We start from the raw sequence: 26579 nt of genomic DNA, 5'->3' as shown, positions 1-26579 counted from the left end.
GGATGCCGCTCGTCGGGAAAAACCTGCCTTTCGTCCGCCGGGGTCTGGCGGCTGATGCACGGTCGCCTATGCTGGGATCGGCGTGATCCGGAAGGGGGCTGGAATGAATCGTTACGCGCGCAGCCAGCGCGGCGTGTCGCTGGTCGAGGTAATGGTCGCGATCGTCGTGTTCGGCATCGGCATGCTTGGCTTGGCACTGCTGCAGACCAAGGGCGCCCAGTTCACCAAGGAATCGAGTTCGCGTACCAACGCGATCATCCAGGCGCGCAGCCTGGCCGACGCCATGCGCGCCAACCCGCAAGGCGTCGATCCGGCCGACGGCAGCAGTAGCTATTACCTCTACGACGGTTCTGTCGCGCCGGATCCGGCGGCCTGTGCCAGCAACCAGCCGTGCGAGCAGGCCAAGACCGATCTGAAGGAATGGCTGGCCCGGCTCAAGAGCAGCACGATCGGAGCCCAGGGCGCGCCGGCCGCCACGGTGACCCGCGACGCCAAACTCGGCACCTTCACTGTCACCGTGTCCTGGAATGGCCTGGATCTCAACGGTGACAAGCAACTGACTGCCGCCGACAACGGCACCTTCAGCTTCAGCATGCTGCCATGAGGACTCCACGCATGCGGTCGAACCGTTCCCGCCGATCCGCCGGTTTCTCGCTGGTGGAAATGATGATCGCCATGGTGCTCGGCCTGATCGTGGTCGCCGGCCTGATCCAGGTGCTGCTGGCCAACCGCAAGTCCTACCAGTTGCAGCAGGGCACCAACATCCTGCAGCAGAACATGCGCTTCGCCTCCGACCGCATCGGCTGGTCGCTGCGCATGGCGGATTTCTGGGGCGGCAACCCCGGCAGCGTGGTCACCGGCAGTCCTTCGGTGACGCCGCGCGGCGATTGCAAGAAGGATTGGATCCTGAACACCCGGCAGGGTGTCTATGGCTACGATGGCGGCGCGACTTTCCCGATCGCCGGTTGCGTGGACGACAAGGACTACGTCAAGGGTTCGGACGTGCTGGTCACGCGCTACGTCGACGCCGACGGCATGGACCCGGCTGCCAGTTCGACGATCTCGGCCGAGCCCAAGCAGGTGTACCTGGTATCGGCCATCGGCCAGCAGGCCGCGCTGTTCGTGGGCAGCGACAGCGTGCCGACCACTCCGCCGGCATCCGCGATCGGCCGCTACGTCTATCCCTACCGCCTGGACATGTACTACTTGCGCCCCTGCAGCGATCCCGACGGCGGTACCGATACGTCCCACTGCGACGCAGGCGATGACGATGGCAACCCTATCCCGACGCTGATGCGCATGCGCCTGGACAGCACTGGCAACCTCACCGAGGAGCCGCTGGTGGAAGGGATCGAGCAGTTGCAGTTCCGCTACGGCATTACCGGCACCGACATGAGCCAGATCGTGCCCACGGCCTACGAGGACGCCAGCACCGTGGCGGCCGACGAATGGTCGCGGGTCATCACGGTCGACGTGGGCCTGGTGGCCGTATCGCAGCAGCGCGACATGTCGATGCCGCACACCGGCACGTTCCGTGTGGGCAATTGCACCTACAAGGTCGACGATGGCTCGACCACGACGACCGGCTGCGCGAGTTTCTCGGTGGCCGGGACCAAGCCCTGGCAATTCGCCCGTACGCCGCTGACCCAGGTGGTGCAGCTGCGCAACCGCACCCGCATGCTGGTGGCTTCCCGATGAACATGCACATGACCCGCTCCCGCCAGCGCGGCATCGCGCTCTTCGTCGGCCTCGTCTTTCTGGTGGTGCTCTCGCTGGTGGCGGTCATCGCCATGCGCGGCACTTTGATGGAAATGCGCCTGGTGACCAACGTGGCCCGCCATCAGCAGGCGTTCGAGGCTTCGGAGACGCTGCGCTCCGTCCCGATCTCCGTGTTCGACGAGCATGTCTTCCAGCGAGGCTGGCCCGAGCAGCTCGGCGGCACGTTGCCGGACGATGACTTCGACTTCCAGCTGGCCAACCAGATGCTGACTGTCTTCAAGAACGGCCTGCAGAAGAACTGCGCCGGCGACGTGGATCTGTTCTACGGCAACCTGGAGCCGGGCTGCGGCGGGCTCGATGCCGAGAACCGCTACGACACCAACACCTGGCACCCGGACGCGATCCTGTCGATGTGCGACGTGACCAGCACCGGGTGTTCGCGCGACATCACCGCCACGGTCTCGATCGTGCCCGACGGCACGGTGCTCGCCGAAGGCTCCGGCGGCGCCCAGGCGGCCGGCTACCGCGGTATCGGCGGTGGCGCCGCGGCCGGTGGCGGCAGCATGTATTTCGAAGTGATGAGCGTTGGCACCGTGCCGGGGGACGGCCGTGCCGTCACCATGGCCCAGTACCGCCAATCGATCCGCAACTGAAGCAATAGGGAAACATCCCATGCGAACCCTCCACGCATCCTTGCGCACGATCGCGGCGCTGTTCCTCATCACGCTGACGGCGGGCATCAGCGTCGTGCCGGTGGCGCGCGCGGGCAGCGGCTCAGGCGGAAGCGGCAGCGGTGGCGGCACCACTTCCACGCCGGTAGGGCTGGACGCGCCGATTTCGACCACCAGCAACGGCGACAAGTCAAACGCCGACAACTACACCGCTTACCCGCTGCTCAACGTCGGCGCCGTCCCGCCGCTGGTGATGCTGGTGATGTCGCGCGACGAGCAGCTCTACATCAAGGCCTATACCGACTACACCGACCTGAACAACGACGGCGTGGTCGATATCACCTACCAGGACAAGTTCGATTACTCCGGTTACTTCGATCCCAACCTCTGCTACGGGTACGGCAGCGGCCAGTTCAAGGCCTCCGCGGCGGCCACGGATGCCAATGGCAACGGCAAGGCGCACGAGTGCGACGGCAAGACCTGGAGCGGCAACTTCCTGAACTGGGCCGCGATGAGCCGTATCGACGTGTTGCGCTACGTGCTGTACGGCGGCAACCGGTCCACCGACGATGCCGACAGGACGGTGCTGGAACGCGCCTACATCCCCAGCGACCTGCACGCCTGGTCGAAGGTATACCTGGGTACCGACGTCAATTCGTTCACGCCGTTCACTACCTCGGACACCAGCAGCAACGGCCTGTCGATGTGCAACGTGACGCCGACCCTCACCGGCGCGCCGCAGTTGCGCGTGGCCAAGGGCGCGTATTCGGAGTGGGCCTCGACCGCCCGTGAGCAGTGCCGCTGGCGCGAGGACATCACCCAGAGCGGCGCGGACATCAACAAGTCCGATTCGCCCTCCAAGACCAGCGACGGCCTGGGCAACTACGTCTACACCGTGCGCGTGGAAGTCTGCGATCCCAGCAGCAGCGCGGTGCGCGAAAGCTTCTGCAAGGCGTACGTCGAAACCAAGAGCGACGGCACCACGGCAACCCACTACAAGCCCTACGGGCTGCTGCAGCGCTACGGTCAGAATGGCGAGATGCGCTTCGGCCTGATCACCGGCACCTACAGCGCGCCCCGTGCGGGCGGCATGCTGCGCCGGAACATCGGCCTGCTGGCCGGCAACGTGCCCGGTACCGCGTGCTCCAACACTGCCGGCAAGGTCGACGAGATCAACCTGCAGACGGGACAGTTCTGCAACCAGGCGGACGGCAACGAAGGCATCATCAATACGCTCCGGCGCTTCCGCCTCACCTCGTGGGATCCGTCCAACGACGTCTACTCCGACTGCAACACCTACGGCATCCTGCAGCGCGACGTGAAGGGTGCCAACGGCCACCTGCTCGATCCGGATGGCGCCAGCGGCAACACCACGGCATACAACTGCAAGGATTCGGGCAACCCGCTCGCCGAGATGTATGCCGAAGCCCTGCGCTACATCAAGGGCAAGTCCGCGACCAGTACGTTCAACGTCAGTGATGCGAGCATCATCACCGGCCTGCCGCGGGCGAGCTGGCTCGATCCCTACCGCGACCCCAGCCAGGGCGGCAACGCCTACTGCGCCAACTGCAGCATCGTGCTGATCTCCACGGGTCTGAACTCGTTCGACAGTGACCAGATTCCCACGGTCGAGGGCCTGCCCAAGCAGGCGAACGCGGCCACTACCGACGTGGGCATCAACGAGGATCTTTCCGGTGCGCTGAGCGGCAAACCGCCCAAGTACCTGGTCGGCCGCGTGGGCGCGCTTACGTCCACGACCTACCAGGACGTCTGCACGCCGAAATTCATCGCCGATCTTTCGACCACCTTCGGCATCTGCCCGGACATCCCTTCGCTGGAGGGCGGCTATCAACTCGCTGGTCTGGCCTACGAGGCCTGGACCAACGACATGCGCCCGGACCTTCGTCCGTCCAAACCCGGCAAGACCAAGGTGCAGACCTACGCGATCGCGCTGGCCGAAACCCTGCCGACCTTCCAGATCAGCGTGCGCGCCAGTGCCAGCACGACCGACCTGATCACCATCACGCCGGCCTGCCAAGCGAACAACGACGGTTCGGCCAGCCTCAACAGTGCCAACGGCTGGCGCAGCTGCTACCTGGGCAACCTGACGATCGGTACCCGGACCTCGACCACGCTCTCGCAGAGCGATTGGCTCAGAGTAGTGAGCAACCAGTCACCCAAGAACGCAGGTAGCTGCGGCGGTTCCAGCGCGCCCTGTCACGTGTTTGGCCTGCCGTACACACTCGACGCCAATGGCGAACCGATCAGCGGCAGCTTCACCATCACCTGGGAAGATTCCCAGTGGGGTAACGACCACGATAATGACGTGGTCGAGATGCTGACCTTCTGCAAGGGCAGCGGCTGCAGCTACGACGGCAACAAGGACGGCACGGCCGACATCTGCGAAGGGACCACGTCGAACGCCTGCAACAACGTCAAGTCGACCCAGGAAAGCCAGATCCTGGTCCGTACTGAGTCGCTGTCGGCCTATGCAGGCAACGCGTTGCAGGTTGGCTACACGACCGCCGGCGCCTTCAACAGCGGCAATCAGGACGTGAGCGGCGTGAAGTTCACCGTGCTGCGTCCGGGCAATACCAATGGCAGCCTGCTGTTCGGCGATTACGGCGGTGCGCGCAGTTGGACGCAGCCTTCCGTGGAGAAGTACAGCACCGGTCCGGCCGAACAGCTTCCGTTGGAGAACCCGCTGTTCTTCGCGGCCAAGTACGGCGGCTTCGCCGACCAGAACGCCGACAACAAGCCCGACCGTGCCGATTCGGCTGAATGGGACGCCATCGTCAACGACACGGGCGCGGCCGGACAGGACGGCATTCCCGACAACTACTTCCTGGTGCGCAACCCGGCACAGCTTTCCGATCGCCTGTCGCGCACGTTCGACGCCATCCTCAAGCGCGCCGGCTCCGGTACGGCCGCGGCGGTGGTGGCCAACAGCGCCAAGGGCGTGGGCCTGGTCTACCAGGCGCTCTACCAGGCCGAGCGCAAGGACGCCAACGAGCGCGCAGCCGACTGGAACGGCACGCTCAACGGCCTGTGGACCGACAGCTTCGGCCGGCTCCGCGAGAACGGCAACGGTCTCTCCAGCGGCGTGGCCACGCTCGATGGCTACGACGTCGACCCGGTGATCGAGTTCTACTACGACCCCAACGACGGGCAGACCAAGTTCCACCGGGAAATCATGCCCGGTAGCGCCGACGGCTCGCCGGTGACGATCTTCGACAAGACCAAGGCCACCATCACCGATCACGGACTCGATGAGTTGAGGACCGTCTGGAGCGCGCAGGAGCAGCTGTGGGCCACCGGGTTCAACACCGGCGTGAACACCACCGACCTCACCAGCAGCAACCGCAGCTACACCGGGTTGACCAGCGGCGGGCGCTACATCTTCACCTGGATCGACGCCGATCACGACGGCGTGGTCGATGCCAACGAGCAGCAGCCGTTCGTGTTCAGCGGCACCAGCGCGGGCAGCGGTTTCTACGGCAGTCAGAGCACCAGCAAATCCGGTGGCACCACGACCACGACCAGCACCGGCAATTTCCGCTACCTCAACACGGCCGACCCTTCGGTGGCCAAGCGCATCGTGGCCTGGATCCGCGGTTACGAAGTGGCCGACAAGGACAGTCAGGGCACCGCGCTGTGGCGCTCGCGCACGGTCGACTACAACAACGACGGCACGCTGCGCACCCTGCGTTTGGGTGACATCGTGGACTCGACGCCGGTGGTGGTGGGTACCCCGTCCGAGGCGTTCGACCTGCTGTACGGCGATACCAGCTACGGCACGTTCCGCGACCACTACCGCAGCCGCCGCCAGGTGGTGTACGTAGGCGCCAATGACGGCATGCTGCACGCCTTCAACGGCGGCTTCTACAACGCGAAGGAGCAGAAGCTGCAGCTGACCCCGACCGACACCACCCAGACGGTGACGGCCGATCCACTGGGCGGCGAGCTGTGGGCCTATGTGCCGGGCAACCTGCTGCCGCACCTGCGCTGGCTGGCCGACCCCGACTACAAGCACAACTTCTACGTCGACGGCAGCCCGATCGCCCAGGACGTGAAGGTGTTTGCCGACGACACCGACCATCCGGACGGCTGGGGCACCATCCTGATCGTGCCGTTCCGCTTCGGTGGCGGTCCGATCTCGGTCAATACCGCGACCGACAGCACCACGGCCACGCAGAACTCTTTCTCTGCCTACGTCGTGCTGGACGTGACCAACCCGGAGAAGGCGCCAGTGTTGTTGGCCGAGCTGACCAATACCACGCTCTCGGGTACCGACCTCAAGTGCGGTACGAGTGCTGCCGTGCCGTCGTGTGCGGACATCACCAAGGTGGTCGACACGTACACCTCGTCGATCCCCGCGGCAGCGATCTTCCGCGACAACACCTCCGGCAGCCCGAACAAGTTCTTCCTCTTCACCGGTTCGGGCACGACGGACAACGGCGGCGTGGGCAAAACCGAGGGCGGCAACGCCGTGGCGACCACGTCTCTGAAGATCCGTGCCTACGACCTGGAAGACCTGACGTCCACAATGCGTTCGTCCACGCCGGCAAAGACCTTCGACCTGGCCACCATCGGCGCGACGACTGCCGAACCGACCCCGGGCGTCAAGAGTTTCGCGGGCGACCTGATCGCCTCGGACTACAACCTGGACGGCCGTTCGGAAGGGCTCTACTTCGGCAGCGTGCAGGACCAGGGGGCCAACGACTTCGGCGGTTCGCTATGGAAGCTGAGCTTCATTAGTGACGGCAAACCCGATCCGGACCCGGACAACTGGATGCCGCAGCGAGTCATTTCGGACCTGGACCTGCCGATCACCGTCCGCCCGACGGTAGGCCGAAACGACCGCGGCGCGCCCATGGTGTTCTTCGGCACCGGGCGTGCCTACACCAAGACCGATCTGGCCTCGACTGCGCAGCAGAAAATCGTGGGACTCATCGACACGTCATTGCTGTCTGCCAGTGACCGGCAGTGCGATAGCGGCAAGACCAGCGGTTTGTGCGACAACTTGCCGTTGGCGATGTCCGACCTGCTGGATGTCACCGGCATCAAGGTGTTCACCGACGACTCGGTGAGCGGCGCAACCGACGACAGCGGCACCAACATCGACACGTTCGACAAGCTGTTGGGCAGCTTCGATTCGGTCAATCGCCTGGGCTGGTACCAGGAGCTGACCGCGCCGACCACCACCACCGACAAGACGCCGGCCGAGCGTGTGGTCAGCGCACAGGGCCTTCTCGGCGGCGTGTTGCTCACCACCACGTTCTTCCCGGGCACGGACACCTGTACCGACGTGGGCCGCGGCGCGCTCTATGGCCTCAACTACAAGAGTGGTACGGCAAGCCCGACGGAACAGTTCTTCGGCACCACACCCAGTGGTGGGAAGGATGCAGTGAACAAGTCCACCGACCTGGGGCCGGGCCTGCCGGCGCCGCCGAGCCTGCACGTAGGCGAAGGCACCGGTAAGAGTAAGTTGACCGCCTGCGTACAGACGTCCACGGGCGCGATCATCTGCAAGGAGATCACCACCCTCAAGTCGGTGCTCAGCAGCGAGGTATCCTGGCATGAACCGCTGGACAAATAAGGAGCGCCGCATGCGCAGGCAGCAGGGTTTTACGCTGATGGAGATGATGATCGTGCTGGTCATCATCGCGATCCTGGCGTCCATCGCGGTTCCGTCCTACCGCAGGTACGCGGTGCGTTCCCACCGCGTCGACGCGCAACGTGCGGTGACCGACCTGGCCGCCAGGCAGGAGCGTTACCTGTACAGCAACAACGCGTATACCGACGACCTGACCCAACTGGGTGCCAACAGTTCCATCGCGGGCACCTACTACACGGTGGAAGTCGACCCAGCCAGTACCTCGAGCACGACCTTCAAGATCGTGGCCAGTGCCACCGGAACGCAGAAGAGGGACGACGCGCAGTGCCAGACGTTCACGCTGGACCAGGCGGGGCGACAGGGGTCGACCGGTACCACCGCCAACGACCCGGCATGCTGGGGACGCTGAGCATGGTTCGCGCCAGGCTTCTGATCGGCTGTGTGGCCGCGTCGCTGTGCCTCGCCGCCGTGGCGCAGGACGGCACCTACTACAAGTGGACCGACGCCAGCGGCACGGTCCACTTCAGCGCCTCGCCGCCGCCGGGCCACAAGGCCAAAGCGCTTGTGCTCGAGGGACAGGAGGGCAGCCAGGCTGCCCCGGCACCGCCGCCGCCGGACGTGCCTACCGAGCCTTCGGCAGAGCTTGAAAAGGCGCAGGCGGCCTACCGCCAGCACTCGTGCGAAGCCGCCCGCAATGACCTGAAACTGCTGGAACAGAACCGCATGGTGGTAAGCGGTGGCAGTCCGGACGCGGCCACCAAGCTTGACGCCGAACAGCGTGGGCAAGCCAAGCTGCGCGCCCGGCAGCGAATTTCACAGTTCTGCGGTGCGGGGAGCAAACCATGAGCATGCAGGCATCCAGGGCGGCACGCGGCTTCAGCCTGATCGAGCTGATGGTCGCCATCGTCGTGCTCGCCATCCTGACGAGCATCGCGCTGCCCAACTTTCGCAGCTTCGCGCGGCGCAATGCGGTCACGTCGCAGTCCAATGCGATCCTGGCCGACCTGCAGTACGCCCGCAACGACGCCATCACGCGGCGGGTGGTCACGGAAATCTGCGGCAGCACGGACGGCACCGCCTGCACCGGCTCCAACGCGTTCGAGGGGGGATGGGTGGTCTATCGCGAGACCGCACCGGGGCCGACCGCCACGTTCAGCGCGGCGGACGAGGTGCAACGCGTCACGCAGGCCCAGTCAGGCATCAGCATCCTCCTGGTCGACGACACCGGCGCGGCGGTAGACGACGTCGGTTTCAACCAGCAAGGGTCGGTGGTGGGCGATCAGCCACTGCATTTCCTGATCTGCTCCAAGTCCGGAGACGACACCGTCGGAGAGAGCACGCAGGCCGTGCCCGGCTCTGAACTGCTGTTGTCTTCGTCAGGCCGGGCCACGATCCGTCCGATCGCCGTCGGGGGCAGTTGCGGCGGCTGACAGGTGTTCGGGAGCACCTAAAGAAAAACCCGGCGCGAGGCCGGGTTTTTTTATGCGTGGTGGGCGATGCAAGGATCGAACTTGCGACACCTGCCGTGTGAAGGCAGTGCTCTACCGCTGAGCTAATCGCCCGCCGAGAGCGCGCAACTATACGGGGGCTTGCAGGTGTGGTCAATGGCCACGTCGAACCAAGGCGGCGTTGGTTAGAATGCCGCCTTTCAGGCAGGCGCCGATCCCATGGACCTTTTCGCTCCCATCCTGCACGCGTTGCAGCATTTCCAACTGACGCCATGGAAGCTGGTCGGTTTCGTCGGCACCTTCATGTTCACCAGCCGCTGGTTCGTGCAGCTGTATTACACGCGCAAGTACAAGCGGGTGGTGATGCCCCTGGCGTTCTGGTGGCTGTCGGTATTCGGGAGTGCGCTGCTGCTTGCCTACTTCACGGTCGGCAAGAACGACTCGGTGGGCATTCTTTCCAATTTCTTCCCCGTGTTCGTCTCGGTCTACAACCTGGTGGTGCACTTGCGCCAGCGCAGGCACGGAATCGCGGAAGGAACCTGACGTACCGGGCTCCGCGCCTCATCGCGCACGGGTCCCATCGGCGCGGTAGGCCTGCACCCTGGACCGGGTCCCGGTAGCACCCACCCTGTGTGCGACCGCCATGCGCGGCCGTTCGCCGGGACACCGCGGTCGCGCCCAAAACGCGCCTGCAAAGGCCTAATCGGGATCGTAGTCGAGGTTGGGGGCGAGCCAGCGTTCGGCTTCGGCGCGGCTCCAACCCTTGCGACTGGCGTAATCCTCGATCTGTTCGCGGGTCAGGCGGCCTACCACGAAGTACTGGCTGCCCGGATGGGAGAAATACCAGCCCGAGACGGCCGCGGCCGGGTACATCGAGAAGCCCTCGGTGAGTTCGATGCCGGCGTTGGCCTGGGCGTCGAGCAGGCGGAACAGGGTGGTCTTCTCGGTGTGGTCGGGGCAGGCGGGGTAACCCGGCGCCGGTCGGATGCCCTGGTACTTCTCGGCGATCAGAGCCTGGTTGTCCAGTGATTCATCGCACGCGTAGCCCCAGAACTCGCGGCGCACGCGCTCGTGCATGCGCTCGGCGAACGCTTCCGCGAGGCGGTCGGCCAGGGCTTTGAGGATGATCGAGGAATAGTCGTCGTGTTCGGCATGGAAGCGTTGCAGGTGTGGCTCGATGCCGAGCCCCGCGGTGACGGCGAAGCCGCCGATCCAGTCGCGCTTGCCATACGTGCCAGGGGCGATGAAATCGGACAGGCAGAGGTTCGGGCGTTCGACGGGTTTGTCCGCCTGCTGGCGCAAGTGGTGCAGCATGACCGACTGGCCGATCTCTCCCGTCGGAGACGGGCGAAGTTCGATGTCGTCACCTACGCTGGCGGCAGGCCAGAAGCCGATGACGGCGCGGGCGGTCAGCCACTTCTCCGCGACGACGCGGTCGAGCATCTTCTGCGCGTCGTTGAACAGCTCGGTCGCCTGCGGGCCGACTACCTCGTCGGTGAGGATCGCCGGGTAGTGACCGGCGAGTTCCCACGCCTGGAAGAACGGCGTCCAGTCGATGTAGTCGCGCAGTTCGGCCAAGTCGTAATCGTCGAACACGGTGAGGCCGGGCCTGGCCGGTTGCGGCGGGTCATAGGCGGCCCAGTCGCAGGTGAAGCGCTGCGCGCGGGCCTTATCCAGTGGCACCAGCTGCTTGCCGGGCCCGCGATGGCGATGGCGCTCGCGCACCTCGGCGTACTCGGCGCGGACCTTGGCCATGAAGCTGTCCACCAGTTCCTTGCTCACCAGCGATTGCGCCACGCCCACCGCGCGCGAGGCGTCCTTCACCCACACGGTCGGCGCCTTGTAATGCGGCTCTATCTTCAGCGCGGTATGCGCGCGCGAGGTGGTGGCGCCGCCGATCAGCAAGGGCACGGTGAAGCCCTGGCGCTGCATCTCGCGGGCGACGTGGCCCATCTCCTCCAGCGAAGGGGTGATCAGGCCCGATAGGCCGATCATGTCGGCCTTTTCGGCAATGGCGGTTTCCAGGATCTTCTGCGCGGGCACCATCACGCCCAGGTCGATCACGTCGAAGTTGTTGCAGCGGAGCACCACACCGACGATGTTCTTGCCGATGTCGTGCACGTCGCCCTTGACCGTGGCCATCACGATCTTGCCGTTGTTCTTGCCGGTGTCGCCGGTGCGCGCCTTTTCCTCCTCGATGTAGGGCAGCAGGTAGGCCACCGCCTTCTTCATCACGCGGGCGGACTTGACCACCTGCGGCAGGAACATCTTGCCGGCGCCGAAGAGGTCGCCGACCACGTTCATGCCGTCCATCAGCGGACCCTCGATGACATCGAGCGGGCGCGTGCATTGCTGGCGCGCCTCCTCGGTGTCTTCCACCACGAACTGGTCGATGCCGTGGACGAGTGCGTGGCTGAGCCGTTCGCGCACGGGCCTGTCGCGCCAGGCGAGGTTCTCGACGACGGCCTCGCCTTTTTTCTTCTTGTAGTTGTCGGCGACGTCCAGCAATCGTTCGGTGGCATCGGCGCGGCGATTGAGCACGACGTCTTCCACGCGCTCGCGCAATACCGGATCGAGATCGTCGTAGATCGCCAGCGCGCCGGCGTTGACGATGCCCATGTCCATGCCGGCCTTGATCGCGTGGTACAGGAACACCGAGTGGATCGCTTCGCGCACCGTATCGTTGCCCCGGAAGGAGAACGACACGTTGGAAACGCCGCCGGAAACGTGACTGGCCGGAAAGCGCCTCTTCAGCTCGCGGGTGGCCTCGATGAAGTCCACCGCATAGTTGTTGTGCTCCTCGATGCCGGTGGCGATGGCGAAGATGTTGGGATCGAAAATGATGTCTTCGGGAGGAAAGTCGAGCTGCCCGGTGAGCAGTTGGTACGCGCGCGCGCAGATGGCCACCTTGCGCTCGGCGGTGTCGGCCTGGCCTTCCTCGTCGAAAGCCATGACCACTGCGGCCGCACCGTACTGGCGCACCTTGCGAGCCTGCTCCAGGAACGCTTCCTCTCCCTCCTTCATCGAGATCGAGTTGACGATGCCCTTGCCCTGCAGACAGCGCAGGCCGGCCTCGATCACGCTCCACTTGGAGGAGTCGACCATCACCGGCACGCGGGCGATGTCGGGCTCGGCGGCGATCAGGTTGAGGAAGCGCACCATCGCCGCCTCCGAATCGATCAGGCCCTCGTCCATGTTGACGTCGATGATCTGCGCGCCGTTGGCCACCTGCTGGCGCGCGACTTCCACTGCTTCTTCGTAACGGTCTTCCTTGATCAGCTTCTTGAACTGCGCCGAGCCGGTGACGTTGGTGCGCTCGCCGACGTTGACGAAGAGCAGGTCGGGGGTGATGACCAGCGGTTCGAGGCCGGAGAGACGGGTGTGGCGGATGGTGGTCATGCGTTTGCTTTGGCCTCCTCTCCGCCTTGGGGAGAGGATCGATGGGAGGGGGCGGGGCTTGCGGGGAACTGCAAAAGAGCGGACCTGGATGCAGGTTTTTCGCCGGAGCGGCACCTCACCCCAACCGTCTCCCCGCGGGGGAGAGGGAACTGGTAGGCGGTGCTCATGCCGCCTCCTGCACGGCACCAGGCAACCGGCGCGGCGCACAGTCACGCACCGCCTCGGCGATCGCCGCGATGTGCGCCGGCGTGGTGCCGCAGCAGCCGCCGACCAGGTTGAGCAGGCCGTCGCGCGCGAACCCGGCGACGACGCTGGCCATCTGCGCGGGCGTCTCGTCGTATTCGGCGAAGGCGTTGGGCAGGCCGGCGTTGGGATGGGTGCTGACGTAGCAGTCGGCGATGTCGGCCAGGGTCTGCACGTGCGGGCGCAGGTCGGCGGCGCCGAGCGCGCAGTTCAGGCCCACGGCGAGGGGGCGGGCGTGGGCGATCGAATAGTAGAAAGCCTCGGCGGTCTGGCCCGAGAGCGTGCGGCCGGAGCGGTCGGTGATGGTGCCGGAGACCATGATCGGCACGCGCGCACCGCGTTCGATGAAGAGCTCGGACAGGGCGAACAGCGCAGCCTTGGCGTTGAGCGTGTCGAAGATGGTTTCCACCATCACGACGTCGGCGCCACCGTCGATCAGGCCGGCGGCGGATTCGCGGTAATTGGCCGCAAGCTCCTCGAAGGTGACGTTGCGGAAGCCCGGGTCGTTGACGTCCGGCGAGAGCGACGCGGTACGGCTGGTCGGCCCGAGCACGCCGATGACGAAGCGGGGCCGGTCCGGCGTTTTCAGGGTCCAGGCATCGCAGGCGGCGCGCGCCAGCCGTGCGCCTTCGAGGTTCAATTCGTAGGCGAGGTGCTCGAGGTGGTAATCGGCCTGGCTGATGCGGGTGGAATTGAACGTGTTGGTCTCGAGCAGGTCCGCGCCGGCATCGAGATAGGCCTCGTGCACGCCACGGATCAACTCCGGGCGGGTAAGCGAGAGCAGGTCGTTGTTGCCCTTGAGGTCGCAGCTGCCGCGGTGCGAGTGGTTGTGCTGGTCGTCATGCCCATGCGCGAAGCGCTCGCCGCGGAAGCCGGACTCGTCCAGCGCATGGCCCTGCAACATGGTGCCCATGGCGCCGTCGAGGATCAGGATGCGCTCGCGCAGCGCCCGTTCGAGTTGGGCGACGCGATCGGGATGGAGCCAGGGCAGGGTGGACATGGTGTTTTCTCGGCTGTGCGGGCATGAGGCGGGCCCCTCATTCGCCCTTGGGCACCTTCCCCCGCGCGCGGGGGAAGGATCGATTACGGCTTGCGCGCCAGCAGGCTGATCACTTCGAAGTGCGGCGCCTTGCGCTCCCGGCTCAGGCGCACGCAGCTGGACACGCTCAGGCCGGCGTCGGTGGCCAGACCCGACAGCTCCTCGCTCGTGAAGCCGAGGTTGCGGTGGTCGAACGGCTCGACCGCAGTGCGATGGTCGTGCTTGCCCAACGTCACCGCCAGCAAACGGCCACCGCTGCGGAGCAGGCGCGCCGCCTCGGCCACGGCCTGTGACGGGCGTTCGGCATAGGTCAGTGCGTGCAGCATCAGCACCAGGTCGAAGCGACGCTTGCCCAGGTCCAGCGCGTGCATGTCGCCCTCGCGCACTTCCACGTTCGAAAAGGCCTTCAGACGTTGTGCGGCGGCGGCAACCACGCGGTCGCTCGAATCCACGCAGACGATCGAGCGCGCGTGCGGGGCCAGCAACTCGGCGGTGATGCCGTCGCCCGAGGCAATGTCCAGTACGTCGCCGGTTTCCAGCAGCTGCAGCAGCGAGCGGGCAAGGGTTTCCCAGGTGCGGCCGGGCGAGTAGTGGCGTTCCATGTCGCCGGCGACGGTATCGGCCCAGCCTTCCGCACGGGCGCGATTGGCCAGCACGGATGGCAGGCGGGCGGCGTCCTCGCGCAACAGGGCATCGTCGATGCTCTCGCGCAGCGAGTGGAGCAGGGCGTGCTGGTGCGAGTCGCCCTCGTTATTGGCGCGGTAGTAGGCCGACACGCCGGCGCGGCGATCGCGCACCAGCTCGGCTTCCTTGAGTTTGGCCAGGTGCGTGGACACGCGCGGCTGGGCCAGGTGCAGCACCTGCGCCAGCTCGGCCACGGTCAGTTCCTCGCGCTCCAGCAATGCCAGCAGCCGCACGCGGGTGGGATCGGCCAGCAGGCGCAGGACGCCGGAGGCGGTCGCCAGATCCATTTTCATCCTTTCATCGCGATGCGAAGATGGATAGGCTAGGCGGCGGTGGCGTGGGCGTCAAGCGTGACCCCACCCTACGGGCGCGCATGAGGGTCGGTTAAACTAGCGGGCTTCGCCAAGCCTTGGAGCCGCCCCATGGATTTCCGTTTCACCGAAGACCAGCTCTCGATCCAGTCGATCGCCCGCGATTTCGCGCAGAAGCGCATCGCGCCGGTGGCCGCCGAGCTGGATGCCAAGGGTGAGTTCCCGCTGCAGAACATCCAGGAAATGGGCCAGCTTGGCCTGATGGGCATCGAAGTGCCGACCGAATATGGCGGCGCGGGCATGGACCCGATCGCCTACGTGCTGGCGATGATCGAGATCGCCGCGGCCGATGCGGCCACCTCGACCATCATGTCGGTCAACAACTCGCTGTTCTGCAACGGCATCCTCAAGCACGGCAGCGAGGAACAGAAGCAGACCTTCGTGCGCGCCATCGCCTCCGGCGAGGCGATCGGCGCCTACGCGCTGACCGAGCCGCAGTCCGGTTCGGATGCCTCGGCCATGCACACGCGTGCGACCAGGAACGCCGATGGCGACTGGGTGATCAACGGCAAGAAGAGCTGGATCACGTCCGGTCCTGTGGCGCGCTACATCGTGCTGTTCGCGATCACCACGCCGGGGATCGGCGCCAAGGGCGTGTCGGCGTTCATCATCGACACCAAGCGGCCGGGCTTCCACGCCGGCAAGACCGAGCCCAAGCTCGGCATCCGCGCCTCGGCGACCTGCGAGATCGAATTCAACGATTACGTGTGCCCGAAGGAAAACCTGCTGGGCGAGGAAGGCAAGGGTTTCGCCATTGCGATGGGCGTGCTGGACGCCGGCCGCATCGGCATCGCCTCGCAGGCGGTGGGCATTGCCCGTGCCGCGTACGAGGCCACGCTGCAGTGGTCGCGCGACCGCAAGGCATTCGGCGCGCCGATCGGCACGTTCCAGATGACCCAGGCCAAGATCGCCGACATGAAGTGCAAGCTGGACGCGGCCACGCTGCTTACCCTGCGCGCGGCGTGGGCCAAGGGCGAGACGGAGAAGAACGGCGGGCGCTTCGGCACCGAGGCGGCGATCGCCAAGCTCACCGCTTCGGAAGCGGCGATGTGGATCAGCCACCAGGCGGTGCAGATCCACGGTGGCATGGGCTACTCGAAGGAGATGCCGCTGGAGCGCTACTTCCGCGACGCCAAGATCACCGAGATCTACGAGGGCACCAGCGAGATCCAGCGCATCGTGATCGCCCGCAACGAAACCGGCCTGCGCTGAGCGTTCTGCTCCGTCTCCAGTGGGGAGATGGCTGGGGTGAGGGCGGGCCTCGCGGGGAAGTCGACAGAGATACCCTTCGTAAGGGTTGCCCCCTGCAAACCAGCCGTTTCGTCTAGCCAAAAAAAGCCCGGGCATTGCCCGGGCTTTTTCGTCTTGGCCCGAGGCGAGCCCCGGCCCCCCATCCCGACCCTCTCCCCGGAGAGGGGAGAGGGAGCGGGCGGCTAATGCCCGCGACGTGGATCGGAATCGAATGTATGCGGCCCGTGGCCGATCCCCGGCTGCGCGGGACCGTCGCCATCGAGCGTGTCGCCAAGCAGGCGACGCACCACCACGTAAAACACCGGGATCAGCAGAACACCCAGGAACGTGGCGAACAGCATGCCGCCGACTACGCCGGTGCCGATCGCATGCCGTGCGTTCGCGCCGGCGCCGCTGGAGATGAACAGCGGGAACACACCCAGGATGAAAGCCAGCGAGGTCATCAGGATCGGGCGCAGTCGCAGGCGTGCCGCCTCGATCACGCCCTCGCGCAACGTGCGGCCGTGCGCTTGCTGCTCGACCGCGAACTCCACGATCAGGATCGCGTTCTTCGCCGCCAGGCCGATCACCGTGATCAGGCCCACCTTGAAGTAGATGTCGTTGGGCAGCCCGCGCAACAGCGTGAACACCACCGCGCCCAGGAGGCCCAGCGGCAGCACCAGCAGCACCGAGACCGGGATCGACCAGCTCTCGTAGAGCGCCGCCAACGCCAGGAACACGATCACGATCGACAGCACCATCAGCAGCGTGGCGGCGTTGCCGGAAAGGATTTCCTGGTAGGACTGGCCGGTCCAGTCGAAGCCGTAACCCTGCGGCAGGTCGTTGGTGACGATCTTCTCCATCTCGGTCATCGCCTCGCCCGACGCATGCCCTGGCGTCGGCGAGCCGACGATCTCGACCGCGGCGTAACCGTTGTAGCGGTTCAGCGAGGGCGAGCCCATCTGCCAGTCGGCGTGCACCACGTTCGACAGCGGGATCATCTCCGGCGTGCCCGCGGCCGTGGCCTGCGTACTGCTCGGGGTGAAGAAGTGCTGCAGCGCGTCCGGGCTCATGCGATAGGCCGCGTCGGCCTGCATGATCACGCGCTTGACGCGCCCGCCGTAGGTGAAGTCGTTGACGTACACCGGCGCCAGCATCAGGCCAACCGCGTTGTAGATGTCGCCCACCGACAGGCCCATCGACTGTGCCTGCACGCGGTCCACGTCCAGGTGCAACTGCGGCGCGTCTTCAAGCGCATTGGGGCGCACGCCGGTCAGCACCGGATCCTGGCTGGCCTTGCCCAGCAGCGTGTTGCGCGCCTGCGTTAGCGCTTCGCGCCCCGCGCCGCTGCGATCCTGCAGGTACATGTCGAAGCCGCCGAACTGGCCCAGGCCCTGCACCGTCGGGATGTTGACCACGAAGATGCGTGCATCGTGGATCTGGAACAACGACATGTTCGCCCGCTGGATGAATTCCGCGGCGGTGACGTCACGCTCGGCCCAGTCCTTGAGCTTGATGAAGGCCATGCCGGCGTTCTCGCCGGAACCGATGAAGCTGAAGCCGGCGACCTGCAGTACGGTGTCGACCGCGGGATCCTTTTTCAGGACCTTCAGCATGTCGGCCATCACCTCTTCGGTGCGCTGGCGGGTCGCTCCCGGCGGCAGCTGGATGATCGACATCGCGTAACCCTGGTCCTCCTCGGGCAGGAAGCTGCCGGGCAGGCGGGTGTACAGGAAGCCGGCCAGCACCGCGACCAGCACGAACACGAACATCCAGCGCGGCGCGTGCCGCACGGCGCCGCCGACGTGGCCGGTGTAGGTGCGCGTGGTCCAGTCGAAGAACTGGTTGAACTTGCGGAAGACGACGTTCTTCTTCTTGTGGTGCTCGGGCTTGAGGAAGCTCGCGCACAGCGCCGGCGTGAAGGAAAGCGCCAGGAAGGCCGAGAAACCCATCGACACCGCAATGGTCAGCGCGAACTGCTTGTAGATGATGCCCGAGGCACCCGGCTGCAGCGCCGAGGGCACGAACACCGCGGTCAGCACCACGGTGATCGCCACCACTGCGCCGGTGATCTGGCCCATCGCCTTGCGCGTGGCCTCCTTCGGCGACAGGTTCTCCTCGGTCATGATGCGTTCGACGTTCTCGATCACCACGATCGCGTCGTCGACCACGATGCCGATGGCCAGCACCATGCCGAACAGGGTCAGCTGGTTGATGGTGAAGCCCAGCACCAGCATGCCCAGGAACGTGCCCAGCAGCGCGACCGGGATCACCAGCGTCGGGATGATGGTGGCGCGGATGTTCTGCAGGAACAGCAGCATCACCAGGAAGACGAGGATGATCGCCTCGATCAGCGTGTGCACCACTTCGTCGATGGAGATCTTCACGAAGGTGGTGCTGTCGTACGGGCTGAACCAGGTCACGCCCGGCGGAAAGCTGGGCGCCAGCTCGTCCATCTTGCCGCGCACGGCGGTGGCCACGTTGAGCGCGTTGGCGCCGGGCAGCAGTTGGATCGCGAAAGCGCCGATCGGCTTGCCGTCCACCGTGGTGTTGAAGCCGTAGTTGCCGGGGCCGAAGCTGATCCGGGCCACGTCGCCCAGCTTGACCGTGGTGCCGTCAGGATTGGCGCGCAGGATGATGCCGGCGAACTGCTCGGGCGTGGTGAAGCGGCCTTCGGTCGACACCGTCGCGGTGAAGCCCTGGCCAGGCAACGCCGGATCGGCGCCGATCGAGCCGGCGGCGAACTGCACGTTCTGCGCGCGGATCGCGTTCAGCACTTCGGTGGCCGAGAGGTCGTAGCCATGCAGCTTGTCCGGGTTGAGCCAGATACGCATGGCGTACTCGGAGCCGAACTGGTTGGTGCTGCCCACGCCCGGCACGCGCGCGATCTGGTCGAGCACCTGCGAGCCGACGATGTCGCTCAGGCGGTCGCGATCGATGCTGGGGTTCTCGGACTTCAGCGCCACTACCATCAGGAAGCCGGCGTTGGCCTTGGCCACCACCACGCCCTGTTGCGTTACTTCCGAGGGCAGGCGCGGCGTGGCCAGCGAGACCTTGTTCTGCACCTGCACCTGGGCAATGTCCGGGTCGGTGCCGCTCTCGAAGGTCAGCGTGATGCTGGCGCGGCCGCTGGCGCTGGACGAGGAACTGAAGTACAGCAGATGGTCGATGCCCGTCAGCTGCTGTTCGATGACCTGGGTGACCGCCTTCTCGGTGGTCTCTGCACTGGCGCCCGGATAGGACGCACTGACCGTCACCGAAGGTGGCGCGATGTTGGGGTAGGACTCCACGCCCAGGTTGAGGATGGCCAGCACGCCGCCCAGCGAGATCAGGATGGCCACCACCCAGGCAAAGATCGGGCGGTCGATGAAGAAACTCGGCATGACGTAAGGCTCCGTTACTTGCCGCGCGCGGTCGCGGCGGCGGCCGGCGCCTTCGCGGCCGCCGGAGCCTGGCCGGCCGGGGCCGGCGGCTGCCACGGGGAGGGGTTGGCCGGGGCGCCTTCCTTGACGTTCTGCACCCCCGAGACGATCACCTTCTCGCCGGCCTTCAGGCCGCTGGTGACAACCCAGTTGCCCTCCTGCATGGAGGCGGTGGTGACGTCGTGGCGCGCGACCTTGCCATCGGGGCCGACCACGAAGACGTAGGCACCGACGGTGTCACGCAGCACCGCCGCCTGTGGCACCACGAACACGTTGTGGCGCTGGCCGAGCGACGCTTCGATCGTGACGTACATGCCGGGCAGCAGGGCGTGCTCGGGATTGGGGATGCGCGCGCGCAGCGTCACCGCGCCGGTCGCCGGGTCCACCGAGGTGGAAGAGAAGTCGACCGCGCCCGGCTGCGCGTAGGCGGTGCCGTCGGGGAGGCTGACGCGCACGCTGGCGTCCTGGCCGCTCTTGCCGGCGACGGCCAGCGAGACGTTGCCCTGGCCCTGCGCCTGGCGCAGCTGTTCGAGCTCGGACACGCTCATGTTGAAGTTCACGTACAGCGGATCGATCTGCTCCACGGTGGTCAGCAGCGTGGCTTCGCCCTGGCCGACCAGCGCGCCCTCGGTGACCTGCTGCTGGCCGGCGCGGCCGTCGATCGGCGAGCGCACATCGGCGTAGCCCAGGTTGATCTGCGCCGATTGCACCGAGGCGCGTGCCTGCTGCACGGCGGCTGCTGCGCTGCGCTCGGTCGCCAATGCGTTGTCCAGGTCGGACTTGGAGACATAGCCCTTGGGCGCGAGCTCACGCGCGCGGCTGGCGTTGACCTTCGCGTTGGTGTAGCTGGCCTGCGCCTGCGCCAGGCTCGCCTGGGCCGCACCCAGCGTGGCCTTCAGCGGAGCCGGGTCGATCTGGAACAGCAACTGGCCCTTCTCGACGTCGGTGCCTTCGTCGTAGGTGCGCTTGAGCAGCACGCCGGGCACGCGGGCGCGCACGTCGGCGCTGCGGAACGGAGAGAGGCGTCCGACCAGGTCCTTGGTCAGCGGCACGGTCTGCGCCTTGAGGGTGATCACACCCACCTGCGGCGGCGGCATCTGCTGTTGCCCCTGCGGCTGGTCCTTCCCGCCGCAGGCGGCGAGGGCGAGCATGCCGAGGCACAGGGCCAGGGTGCGCGTTGTCGTGGACTTCATGGGAACTCCATTCTTATGAGGCGTGACCGGGGACGCGGCGGGGAAGCCGGGGAGCATACGAGTGCCGACGTGGCCGACCAGTGCCAGTGGTCGTGACACGGCGTGCCGGCGGCGGGGCGACCGTCGGCTGAAACGCGCAACTATACCGGCGAGTTTACATTTTGCGAACCGCCGCGGCCAAGTTCTTGCGCGCCGCCGGATGTTGTGGACAAAGGCCGGGCAGCGAGTCGCCCCTCGAACGAAGAGACGCGCTCCCTGCGCGATCGTGTTGCATTGTCGCCACCATGCGGTAGCGCACGGGGTTCGCTCCCGCGCAGGGATCGCCTTGCCAGGTGCGCAAGACCGGCTGAACGTGGCCACGGCAACGGGCCCGGGCACTCGCCTCAACGGGCCCTCATCGGTGGAATCGACCTGACGCGAGGCGTATCCTTTTCGGGCTTTACGCCTCCCCAGCGTGGGCACCACTCGTTTCCACTGACAAGCAGATGCCATGAATGCCATTCGCGCGACCAGCGACAGCACGGTTCCCCCGGCTGTCTTCGAGGAACTGAAGAAAAGCGGCTTTGCGACCGGGCGCCTTGATGAGGCGCAATTTTTTATCGGCGCCTTCTTCGCGCGGATGGCGCACAGCGACGTGGACCTGCACACCCCGGGCGAATGGGCCGGCCTGATCGGCGGGCTCCTCGATTTCATCCAGCAGCGTGAACCGGGCCGCGCCAAGGTGCGCGTGTTCAACCCCGAGCGCGGCCATGCCGGGCGCAGCGTGATCGAGGTCGTCACCGACGACATGCCGTTCCTGGTCGACACGGTCAGCATGGTTGCTTCGGACGACCTGCAGATCCATGCGGTGATCCACCCGGTGGTCGGTGCCACGCGCGACGCCAAGGGGCAGCTGCAACGGCTGGGCGGCGACGGCGGCAAGCCGGAATCGGTGATGCATTTCGAGGTCGACCGGGTGGCCGACGAAGCGGCGCAGGCCGCGCTCAAGGCGCGCGTCGAGGCAGCGCTGGAAGACGTGCGCGTGGCCGTGGACGACTGGGCGACCATGCGCGACAAGGCGCTGGCGATCGCCGCCGAGCTGCCGCAGCGCAAGCTGCCGCTGGGCGAGAGCGCGGTGGGCGAGGCTTCGTCGTTCCTGCACTGGCTGGCCGACGACAACTTCACCTTCCTGGGCTATCGCGAATACGAGGTGACCGAGGCCGACGGCGAGGAAGTGCTGCGCGCCATCAACGATTCGGGCCTGGGCATCCTGCGCGGCAGCGAACGCTCGATGGCGCCGCGCTCGCTGCGCAGCCTGGCCGCCTCGTCGCTGCCGCAGTCCGGTTCGACGGACGCGATCATCCTGACCAAGACCAACGCCCGCTCGCACGTGCACCGGCCTGGCTACATGGATTACGTGGGCGTGCTCAAGTTCGACGCGAACGGCAAGCCGATCGCCGAGCAGCGCTTCCTGGGCCTGTTCTCCTCCAACGCCTACATGGCCCGTCCGCAGGACGTGCCGCTGGTGCGCCAGAAGGTCGAGGCGGTGATGTGCCGCTCGGGTCTCAAGCGCGACTCCTACTCGGGCAAGTCGCTGCGCCACATCCTGGAGACGCTGCCGCGCGACGAGCTGTTCCAGAGCAGCGAGGACGAACTGTCCGGCATTGCCAGCGGCATCCTGGAACTGCGCCAGCGCGCCCGCACGCGCCTGTTCGTGCGCCGCGATCGCTACGGCCGTTTCTACACCTGCCTGGTCTACGTGCCGCGCGAGCGCTTCAACACCACGGTGCGCGAGCGCATCGAGAACCTGCTGCGCGATGCGCTGCACGGCGAGCACGTCGACTCGGCCGTATTGATGGGCGAGGCGGCGTTGGCCCGCCTGCACGTCGTGGTGCGCCCGAGGATCGGCGACCGCGCGACTTACGACAGCGCCGCGCTGGAGCAGGCGGTGGCCGCCATCGTGCGCAACTGGCACGACGACGTGCGCGACGCGCTGGTCCAGGCCCGCGGTGACCACGAGGGCGTGGTGCTGGCCAACCGCTACGTCAAGGCACTGCCGGTCGGCTACGTCGACGAGGTGAGCGCGGAAGTGGCGGCCGAGGACGTCTACGAGCTTTCGCAGCTCGAAGGCGACGACGCCGTACGCATGTCCTTCTACCATCCGCCGCAGCGCCCGGACGAACTGCGCTTCAAGGTCTACCGTTCCGGCAGCGACATCGCGCTGTCGGAGGTGCTGCCGCAGCTTGAAAACCTCGGCCTGCGCGTGCTCACCGAGCACGTCTACGACGTGCGCACCGGCGGCACGCCGCTGTTCATCCAGGACTTCGAGGTGCAGCCGGTCGGCCACCTCACCTTCAGCGTCGAACAGGTCGGCACGCTGTTCGAGGACGCCTTCGAGCAGATCTGGCGCGGCAACGCGGAAAACGACGGCTTCAACCGCCTGGTGCTCGGCGCCAAGCTCAACTGGCGCCAGGTCGCCATGCTGCGCGGCTACTGCAAGTACCTGCTGCAGACCGGCGTGTCGTTCTCGCAGGCCTACATGGAAGATGCGCTCAACCGCTACCCGGCCATCGCCGGCGTGCTGGTGGAGCTGTTCAACGCGAAGTTCGACCCGCGTCGCGAAAGCCTTTCGGCCGACGAACTCAAGACCGCCGGCGGCTTGCTCGACGCGGAGATGCGCGTGCTGATCCCGGGCAACGTGCAGGCTGCGCAGCCGTCCCTGGTCGACAACCTGGTCGGCATGCTGTCGCGTCCGCGCGCCGAGCAGGTGGCGACCCTCGAGGATGCCGTCGCGACGCTGCTGGAGAACGTCTCCAGCCTCGACGACGACCGCATCCTGCGCAGCTTCCTGAACGTGATCCGCGCCACCCTGCGCACCAGCTTCTTCCAGCAGTGGGATGGCGCGTTCCGGCCGTACATCAGCTTCAAGTTCGATTCGCACAAGGTGCCCGAGCTGCCCAAGCCGGTGCCCTACCGCGAGATCTTCGTTTCGGCCGCGCGCGTGGAAGGCATCCACCTGCGCTTCGGCGCGGTCGCCCGTGGCGGCCTGCGCTGGTCCGACCGCCGCGAAGACTTCCGCACCGAGGTGCTGGGCCTGGTCAAGGCGCAGATGGTGAAGAACACCGTCATCGTGCCGGTCGGTTCCAAGGGCGGCTTCTTCGTCAAGCGCCCGCCGGTCGGCGGCGACCGCGACGCGCAGCAGGCCGAGGGCATCGCCTGCTACAAGATGTTCATCAACGGACTGCTCGACATCACCGACAACCTGGTCGAGGGCAAGGTCGTGCCGCCGCACGAGGTGGTTCGCCACGACCAGGACGATCCGTACCTGGTGGTCGCGGCCGACAAGGGCACCGCGACGTTCTCCGACATCGCCAACGCCATCTCCATCGAGCACGAGTTCTGGCTCGGCGACGCGTTCGCCTCCGGCGGCTCGAACGGCTACGACCACAAGGGCATGGGCATCACCGCCAAGGGCGCGTGGGAATCGGTGAAGCGCCACTTCCGCGCGCTCGGCCGCGATTCGCAGACGCAGGACTTCACCTGCGTGGGCATCGGCGACATGTCCGGCGACGTGTTCGGCAACGGCATGATGCTGTCCGAGCACATCCGCCTGCTGGCCGCGTTCGACCATCGCCACATCTTCCTGGACCCGAACCCGGATGCGGCAAAGTCCTTCGCCGAGCGCCAGCGCATGTTCAAGATCCCGCGTTCGAGCTGGGAGGACTACGACAAGTCGCTGATCTCCGAGGGTGGCGGCATTTATCCGCGCAGCGCCAAGTCGATCCCGGTCTCGCCGCAGGTGCGCCAGGCGCTGGGCCTGAAGGATGACGTGACCCAGCTCAACCCGAACGAGCTGATGAGCGCGATCCTCAAGGCGCCGGTCGACCTACTGTGGAACGGCGGCATCGGCACCTACGTGAAGTCCTCGCAGGAAACCAACGCCGACGTGGGCGACCGCGCCAACAACGCGCTGCGCATCAACGGTGGCGAGCTGCGCTGCAAGGTGGTCGGCGAGGGCGGCAACCTGGGCTTCACCCAGAAGGGCCGCATCGAGGCGGCGCAGCACGGCGTGCTGCTCAACACGGACTTCATCGACAACTCCGCCGGCGTGGACACCTCCGACCACGAGGTGAACATCAAGATCCTGCTCAACGACGCGGTGCGCCGCGGCGAGCTGACCGAGGAGGGCCGCAACAAGCAGCTCGCCGCTATGACCGACGAGGTCGGCCAGCTGGTGCTATGGGACAACTACCGCCAGAACCAGGCGATCACGCTGATGGAACACCAGTCGGTCAAGCGGCTGGGCTCGATGGCGCATTTCATCCGTGAATTGGAAGCCGAAGGCCTGCTCGACCGCCAGGTCGAGAACCTGCCGTCCGATGCCGAGCTGTCCGAGCGCAAGGCGCGCCACCAGGGCCTGACCCGGCCGGAGCTGTCGGTGCTGCTCTCCTACGACAAGATCAAGCTGTTCCAGCAGTTGCTCGAGTCGGACGTGCCCGAAGACCCGTACCTGTCCAAGGAGCTGGTGCGCTATTTCCCCGAGCCGCTGCACGAGAAGTACGCGGCCAACATGCAGCGCCATCGCCTGAAGCGCGAGATCATCGCCACCGCAGTGACCAACTCGACGATCAACCGCATGGGCGCCACCTTCATGATGCGCATGCAGGAGGACACCGGGCAGGGCCCGGCGTCGATCGCCAAGGCCTATACCGCGGCGCGCGAGATCCTGGATGCCCGCGAGCTGTGGGCCGAAATCGAGGCGCTCGACGGCAAGGTGGCCGAGGACACGCAGATCGACGCGATCATGCAGATCTGGTCACAGCTGCGGCACATGACGCGCTGGCTCCTCAACCGTCCTGGCGCCAGCCTGGACATCGCCGCCAACGTCGAGCGCTACCAGGCCGGCGTCACCGCCCTGCGCCAGGGCCTGCCCGAGGTGCTGACCGAGACCGGAAAGGCCGATTTCGAACTCAGTTGCGAGAAGTGGGAAGGCCTGGGCGTGCCGGCCGAGCTGGCGGTGCGCCTTGCCCGCATGCCGGTGCTGCGCGCGGTGCTGGACATGGTCGAAGTGGCGCGCCAGAGCAACCAGCCGGTTCCCGCGGTCGCGAAGGTGTTCTACGAACTGGGCGAGACGCTGGACCTGGAATGGCTGCGCGGCCAGATCGAGGCGCTGCCGGTGGAAGGCCACTGGCATGCGCAAGCGCGCGGTTCGCTGCTGGACGAGCTCAACCACCAGCATCGCGCGCTGGCCCAGCAGGTGCTCGCACTGGCAGGCGACCGCAAGGACGTCTCGCCGGTGCAGGCATGGCTGCAGCGTGACGATGCCACGCTCAACTACACCCGCAGCATGCTCGCCGAAATCCTGACCCAGAACGCGGACTACCCGATCGCCTCGGTCGCCGTCCGCCGCCTGGCGCAGCTGGCGCAGGTGCCGGTGGGTTGATGCAAATGCCCGGGGCTGCACACCCCGGGCAATCTTGTAGGAGCGCACCTGTGCGCGACTGCGCGGTGGATGGAGCCTCGCGGTCGCGCACAGGTGCGCTCCTACATCGTTATGGGCTGCG

At 66.4% G+C, this 26579-nt stretch carries 15 protein-coding genes and 1 tRNA gene; 10 read left to right on the top strand and 6 right to left on the bottom strand.

The genetic code is table 11. From position 1 onward, the window contains the following. Positions 1-103 precede the first annotated feature (103 nt). Genes pilV through ACFWZ1_RS11110 form a run of 7 tightly spaced genes read left to right on the top strand, consistent with a single transcriptional unit; the run spans position 104 to position 9437 of the window. A complete protein-coding gene (gene pilV / locus ACFWZ1_RS11140; RefSeq protein WP_231320652.1) occupies positions 104-604 on the top strand; it encodes a type IV pilus modification protein PilV in 501 nt (166 codons plus the stop codon). A gap of 11 nt (positions 605-615) precedes the next feature. Then, positions 616-1698, top strand: a complete 1083-nt coding sequence (locus tag ACFWZ1_RS11135) for a PilW family protein (RefSeq protein ID WP_231320650.1) — start codon at positions 616-618, stop codon at positions 1696-1698. An 8-nt stretch (positions 1699-1706) separates the two neighbouring features. Continuing rightward, on the top strand, positions 1707-2372 hold the full coding sequence (locus ACFWZ1_RS11130; protein WP_231320648.1) for a PilX N-terminal domain-containing pilus assembly protein: 666 nt from the start codon (positions 1707-1709) through the stop codon (positions 2370-2372). A gap of 19 nt (positions 2373-2391) precedes the next feature. Continuing rightward, positions 2392-7989, top strand: coding sequence for a pilus assembly protein (locus ACFWZ1_RS11125; protein WP_231320646.1), 5598 nt, complete (start codon positions 2392-2394; stop codon positions 7987-7989). Between the two features lie 10 nt (positions 7990-7999). Beyond that, positions 8000-8416: a type IV pilin protein gene (locus ACFWZ1_RS11120; protein WP_231320645.1), complete on the top strand. Its 417-nt coding sequence runs from the start codon at positions 8000-8002 to the stop codon at positions 8414-8416. Then, positions 8401-8853: a DUF4124 domain-containing protein gene (locus tag ACFWZ1_RS11115; protein ID WP_231320643.1), complete on the top strand. Its 453-nt coding sequence runs from the start codon at positions 8401-8403 to the stop codon at positions 8851-8853. The genes ACFWZ1_RS11120 and ACFWZ1_RS11115 overlap by 16 nt, the downstream gene beginning before the upstream one ends. Beyond that, positions 8850-9437, top strand: a complete 588-nt coding sequence (locus ACFWZ1_RS11110) for a GspH/FimT family pseudopilin (protein ID WP_231320641.1) — start codon at positions 8850-8852, stop codon at positions 9435-9437. The genes ACFWZ1_RS11115 and ACFWZ1_RS11110 overlap by 4 nt, the downstream gene beginning before the upstream one ends. A gap of 57 nt (positions 9438-9494) precedes the next feature. On the opposite strand, the gene ACFWZ1_RS11105 is transcribed toward ACFWZ1_RS11110, so the two are convergent. Beyond that, positions 9495-9569: transfer RNA gene (locus ACFWZ1_RS11105), tRNA-Val, on the bottom strand. A gap of 105 nt (positions 9570-9674) precedes the next feature. Between ACFWZ1_RS11105 and ACFWZ1_RS11100 the strand changes: the two genes are divergently transcribed. Beyond that, positions 9675-9998, top strand: a complete 324-nt coding sequence (locus tag ACFWZ1_RS11100; protein WP_231320640.1) for a lipid-A-disaccharide synthase N-terminal domain-containing protein — start codon at positions 9675-9677, stop codon at positions 9996-9998. 156 nt (positions 9999-10154) lie between these two features. On the opposite strand, the gene metH is transcribed toward ACFWZ1_RS11100, so the two are convergent. The 3 genes from metH to ACFWZ1_RS11085 form a co-directional block, all read right to left on the bottom strand. Beyond that, complete coding sequence (gene metH / locus ACFWZ1_RS11095; RefSeq protein ID WP_439666451.1) at positions 10155-12854, bottom strand: methionine synthase; 2700 nt, start codon at positions 12852-12854, stop codon at positions 10155-10157. A gap of 163 nt (positions 12855-13017) precedes the next feature. Further along, positions 13018-14097, bottom strand: coding sequence for a homocysteine S-methyltransferase family protein (locus ACFWZ1_RS11090; protein WP_439666450.1), 1080 nt, complete (start codon positions 14095-14097; stop codon positions 13018-13020). Between the two features lie 83 nt (positions 14098-14180). After that, entirely contained in the window at positions 14181-15107 is a 927-nt protein-coding gene (locus ACFWZ1_RS11085; RefSeq protein ID WP_231320637.1) for an ArsR/SmtB family transcription factor, read from the bottom strand. A gap of 135 nt (positions 15108-15242) precedes the next feature. Here ACFWZ1_RS11085 and ACFWZ1_RS11080 point away from each other — a divergent pair, with 135 nt between their 5' ends. Further along, a complete protein-coding gene (locus tag ACFWZ1_RS11080) occupies positions 15243-16403 on the top strand; it encodes an acyl-CoA dehydrogenase family protein (RefSeq protein ID WP_231320636.1) in 1161 nt (386 codons plus the stop codon). A 221-nt stretch (positions 16404-16624) separates the two neighbouring features. Here the strand turns inward: ACFWZ1_RS11080 and ACFWZ1_RS11075 are convergent, their stop codons facing one another. Both ACFWZ1_RS11075 and ACFWZ1_RS11070 read right to left on the bottom strand, forming a co-directional pair. Further along, complete coding sequence (locus ACFWZ1_RS11075; RefSeq protein ID WP_231320635.1) at positions 16625-19804, bottom strand: multidrug efflux RND transporter permease subunit; 3180 nt, start codon at positions 19802-19804, stop codon at positions 16625-16627. A 14-nt stretch (positions 19805-19818) separates the two neighbouring features. Then, entirely contained in the window at positions 19819-21036 is a 1218-nt protein-coding gene (locus ACFWZ1_RS11070; RefSeq protein ID WP_231320633.1) for an efflux RND transporter periplasmic adaptor subunit, read from the bottom strand. A gap of 490 nt (positions 21037-21526) precedes the next feature. On the opposite strand from ACFWZ1_RS11070, the gene ACFWZ1_RS11065 reads away from it, so the two are divergent. After that, positions 21527-26458 carry an NAD-glutamate dehydrogenase gene (locus tag ACFWZ1_RS11065; RefSeq protein ID WP_439666449.1) on the top strand — a complete coding sequence of 1644 codons (4932 nt, stop codon included), beginning with the start codon at positions 21527-21529 and terminating at the stop codon, positions 26456-26458. Positions 26459-26579 lie beyond the last annotated feature (121 nt).

The sequence above is a fragment of the Frateuria sp. GZRe14 genome, from assembly GCF_051900395.1.
Classification (GTDB): Bacteria; Pseudomonadota; Gammaproteobacteria; order Xanthomonadales; family Rhodanobacteraceae; genus Frateuria_A; species Frateuria_A edaphi.
The sequence above is the reverse complement of the archived record's forward strand: the minus strand, read 5'-3'. Positions and strand labels throughout refer to the sequence as shown.

Excerpts from the sequence above, each read along its gene's own strand:
- ACFWZ1_RS11100 (WP_231320640.1), top strand. The coding sequence starts at position 9,675 with ATGGACCTTTTCGCTCCCATCCTGCACGCGTTGCAGCATTTCCAACTG.
- ACFWZ1_RS11135 (WP_231320650.1), top strand. The coding sequence starts at position 616 with ATGCGGTCGAACCGTTCCCGCCGATCCGCCGGTTTCTCGCTGGTGGAA.
- ACFWZ1_RS11065 (WP_439666449.1), top strand. The coding sequence starts at position 21,527 with ATGAATGCCATTCGCGCGACCAGCGACAGCACGGTTCCCCCGGCTGTC.
- ACFWZ1_RS11120 (WP_231320645.1), top strand. The coding sequence starts at position 8,000 with ATGCGCAGGCAGCAGGGTTTTACGCTGATGGAGATGATGATCGTGCTG.
- ACFWZ1_RS11080 (WP_231320636.1), top strand. The coding sequence starts at position 15,243 with ATGGATTTCCGTTTCACCGAAGACCAGCTCTCGATCCAGTCGATCGCC.
- ACFWZ1_RS11115 (WP_231320643.1), top strand. The coding sequence starts at position 8,401 with ATGCTGGGGACGCTGAGCATGGTTCGCGCCAGGCTTCTGATCGGCTGT.
- metH (WP_439666451.1), bottom strand. The coding sequence starts at position 12,854 with ATGACCACCATCCGCCACACCCGTCTCTCCGGCCTCGAACCGCTGGTC.
- ACFWZ1_RS11070 (WP_231320633.1), bottom strand. The coding sequence starts at position 21,036 with ATGAAGTCCACGACAACGCGCACCCTGGCCCTGTGCCTCGGCATGCTC.
- ACFWZ1_RS11085 (WP_231320637.1), bottom strand. The coding sequence starts at position 15,107 with ATGGATCTGGCGACCGCCTCCGGCGTCCTGCGCCTGCTGGCCGATCCC.
- ACFWZ1_RS11110 (WP_231320641.1), top strand. The coding sequence starts at position 8,850 with ATGAGCATGCAGGCATCCAGGGCGGCACGCGGCTTCAGCCTGATCGAG.
- ACFWZ1_RS11075 (WP_231320635.1), bottom strand. The coding sequence starts at position 19,804 with ATGCCGAGTTTCTTCATCGACCGCCCGATCTTTGCCTGGGTGGTGGCC.
- ACFWZ1_RS11090 (WP_439666450.1), bottom strand. The coding sequence starts at position 14,097 with ATGTCCACCCTGCCCTGGCTCCATCCCGATCGCGTCGCCCAACTCGAA.
- ACFWZ1_RS11125 (WP_231320646.1), top strand. The coding sequence starts at position 2,392 with ATGCGAACCCTCCACGCATCCTTGCGCACGATCGCGGCGCTGTTCCTC.
- ACFWZ1_RS11130 (WP_231320648.1), top strand. The coding sequence starts at position 1,707 with ATGACCCGCTCCCGCCAGCGCGGCATCGCGCTCTTCGTCGGCCTCGTC.
- pilV (WP_231320652.1), top strand. The coding sequence starts at position 104 with ATGAATCGTTACGCGCGCAGCCAGCGCGGCGTGTCGCTGGTCGAGGTA.